Origin of the sequence: Methyloceanibacter sp. (assembly GCF_051306395.1) — a bacterium.
GTDB lineage: Bacteria > Pseudomonadota > Alphaproteobacteria > Rhizobiales > Methyloligellaceae > Methyloceanibacter.
This window is the reverse complement of sequence record NZ_JBPPND010000085.1, coordinates 1-2,827: the sequence shown is the minus strand read 5'-3', so window position 1 is coordinate 2,827 and position 2,827 is coordinate 1. Positions and strand designations below refer to the sequence as shown.

Below are 2,827 nucleotides of genomic sequence, written 5' to 3'. Positions count from 1 at the left end.
AGAGACAGCGCACGATGATCCCACTAGACCTGACCTTTGGAACGAACCCTGTTGATCCCTCGTAGCTTAATCGTTGCCATCGATATGCTTCAGCCAGTCCTTTTCCTTATCGGCTCCAGATCGGCCGAGTTTCAGTTCAATCCAGCTGTCAAGATCGCTCTTGTCGTAATGCCGGCGGCCACCGAGAACGACTGCCGGTAGGCGGCGCACGATTTCGCGGCGAAATACCTCAGGCCCTAGGTCGAGATATCTGCGCGCCGTTTCAGCTCGCATCAAACACGGCCACTGCGGCGCAACTGCCGGAGGCTCCAACTCCTGAGAAGGTGGAGCCATCATGAGCAAGACGCCGAACAAGTTTTCCCCTGAGGTGCGCCAGCGCGCGGTGCGGCTGGTTCTGGATCACGAACACGAGCATCCCTCGCGCTGGGCGGCGATCATCTCGATTGCGGCCAAGATCGGCTGCACGGGACAGACGCTGAACGCGTGGGTGAAGAAGTCGGAGGTGGACGCCGGCAAGCGGGCCGGCGTGCCGACGGACATGGCTGCGAGGCTCAAGGCTCTGGAGCGTGAGAACCGCGAGCTTCGACAGGCCAACGAGATCCTGCGCAAAGCATCTGCTTATTTTGCCCAGGCGGAGCTCGACCGCCGGTTCAGGCCATGATCGCGTTCATCGACGATCACCGCGGGGCGCACGGGGTCGAGCCGATCTGCAAGATGCTGCCGATCGCCCCGTCGACTTACCGCGATCATGTCGCAAAGCGGGCCGATCCCGAGAAACTGTCGCCACGGGCCAAGCGGGATCAGGCCCTGCGGCCCCAGATCGCCCGCGTCTTCGCCGAGAACTTCGAAGCCTACGGCGCGCGCAAGGTCTGGCGGCAGTTGAACCGGGAAGGCATCGCGACCGCACGCTGCACCGTGGAGCGCTTGATGGCCGATCTCGGCCTTCAGGGGGTCGTCCGCGGCAAGCCGATCCGAACGACGGTGCAGGACAAGTCCGCACCTTGCCCGCTCGATCATGTGAACCGCCAGTTCCATGCTCCGGCGCCGAACATGCTGTGGCTCTCGGACTTCACCTATGTCAGCACCTGGTCGGGCTTCGTCTACGTGGCCTTTGTCATCGACGCCTACGCCCGCCGCATCGTCGGCTGGCGGGTGAGCAGGACGGCTCACGCCAGCTTTGTGCTCGACGCCCTGGAGCAGGCCCTGCACGAGCGGCGGCCCGTCCATCGCGGCGGTCTGGTGCACCATTCCGACAGGGGTTCTCAATACGTGAGCATTCGATACACCGAACGCCTCGCCGAAGCGGGCATCGAGCCCTCTGTCGGCAGCGTCGGAGATTCCTACGACAATGCCCTCGCCGAGACGATCAATGGCCTCTACAAGGCCGAGGTCATTCATCGGCGTGGGCCGTGGCGGAGTTTCGAAGCCGTCGAGTTCGCCACGTTGACCTGGGTCGACTGGTTCAACAATCGCCGGCTGCTGGAGCCCATCGGCAACATCCCGCCGGCCGAAGCCGAGGAACGCTATTACGCTATCCTGGAAGAGCCAGCCATGGCAGCGTGACTCAAACCAAACAGCCTCCGGCAAACCCGGGGCGGTTCACAGCTTAAAAATAGAGGTAAAGAGGCATATCTTGTCTCTGGGCACGCAGTTAAGCGCTACTTAAGTTCAACAAAGCGATCAGACGTTGAAGCGGAAGTGGAAAATGTCGCCGTCCTGGGTGACGTAGTCCTTGCCTTCGAGCCGCAGCTTGCCCGCTTCCTTGGCGCCGTTCTCGCCCTTGCAGGCGACGTAATCGACATAAGCGATGGTCTCGGCGCGACTGAAGCCTTTTTCGAAATCGGTGTGGATGACGCCGGCCGCTTCCGGCGCCTTGCCGCCGCGATGCAGGGTCCAGGCATGCGCCTCTTTCGGGCCGACGGTGAAGAACGTCACCAGATCGAGCAGCGAATAGCCCGAGGCGATGACGCGGACGAGACCCGTTTCCTTCAGGCCCAAGGTTTCGAGGAATTCCTGCTTCTCGGCGGGGTCGGCAAGCTGCGCCACCTCCGCCTCGATGGCGGCGGAAATGATCACCCCCGTCGCGCCCTGCTCGCGCGCCAGCTTCTGCACCGTCTCGGTGTGCTTGTTGCCGGTGGCGGCTTCGCTCTCGGCGACGTTGCAGACGAACATCACCGGCTTGGCGGTCAGAAGTTGCATGCGCTTAAGAATTAGCGAATCCTCGGCGTCGAGCTTCACGGCGCGCGCGGGCTTGCCGTCGCGCAGTGCGTTGATGACTGGCTCCATCACGGCAGCTTCGGCCGCCGCATCCTTGTCGCCGCCCTTGGCCTTTTTCTGCTGCGCCGGCAGGCGCTTCTCCAGGCTGTCGAGATCGGCCAGCATCAATTCGGTTTCGATGATCTCCATGTCGCGAATGGGATCGACCGAGCCCGCGACATGGGTGATGTCGTCGTCCTCGAAGCAGCGCAACACATGCGCGATGGCGTCGACTTCGCGGATATGACCGAGGAACTGATTCCCTAAGCCTTCGCCCTTGCTGGCGCCCGCCACCAGCCCGGCGATGTCGACGAATTCAAGCTGGGTTGGGATGATCTTGGCCGAGCCGGCGATAGTGGCCAGCACGTCGAGCCGCTCGTCCGGCACCGCGACGCGGCCGACATTGGGCTCGATGGTGCAGAACGGATAATTGGCCGCCTGCGCCGCCGCCGTCTGCGTGAGCGCGTTGAACAGCGTCGACTTGCCGACATTGGGCAGGCCGACGATACCGCAATTGAAACCCATGAGATCCGTTTACTCTTTGCCGTTGTCTTTACCGGCGGCCTGCCCG

Annotated in this window: 3 protein-coding genes and 1 other annotated feature; of the genes, 1 reads left to right on the top strand and 2 read right to left on the bottom strand. The window is 62.7% G+C overall.

The genetic code is table 11. The annotated features are described in order from the left end of the window. Positions 1-66 precede the first annotated feature (66 nt). Positions 67-354, bottom strand: coding sequence for a hypothetical protein (locus ACSLE4_RS05135; RefSeq protein ID WP_435903403.1), 288 nt, complete (start codon positions 352-354; stop codon positions 67-69). Here ACSLE4_RS05135 and ACSLE4_RS05130 point away from each other — a divergent pair. Beyond that, a protein-coding gene (locus tag ACSLE4_RS05130; protein WP_435903402.1) for an IS3 family transposase occupies positions 335-1,563 on the top strand; the annotation gives its coding sequence in 2 pieces (ribosomal slippage) (positions 335-623 and positions 623-1,563; 1,230 coding nt in all). The genes ACSLE4_RS05135 and ACSLE4_RS05130 overlap by 20 nt on opposite strands. Beyond that, positions 616-732: a sequence feature (AL1L pseudoknot), on the top strand. Its footprint overlaps the gene before it by 117 nt. Before the next feature lie 117 nt (positions 1,564-1,680). Here ACSLE4_RS05130 and ychF read toward each other — a convergent pair. After that, the gene (gene ychF / locus ACSLE4_RS05125) at positions 1,681-2,781 is read right to left on the bottom strand and encodes a redox-regulated ATPase YchF (protein ID WP_435903401.1); all 1,101 of its coding nucleotides are present in this window, start codon (positions 2,779-2,781) and stop codon (positions 1,681-1,683) included. Positions 2,782-2,827 lie beyond the last annotated feature (46 nt).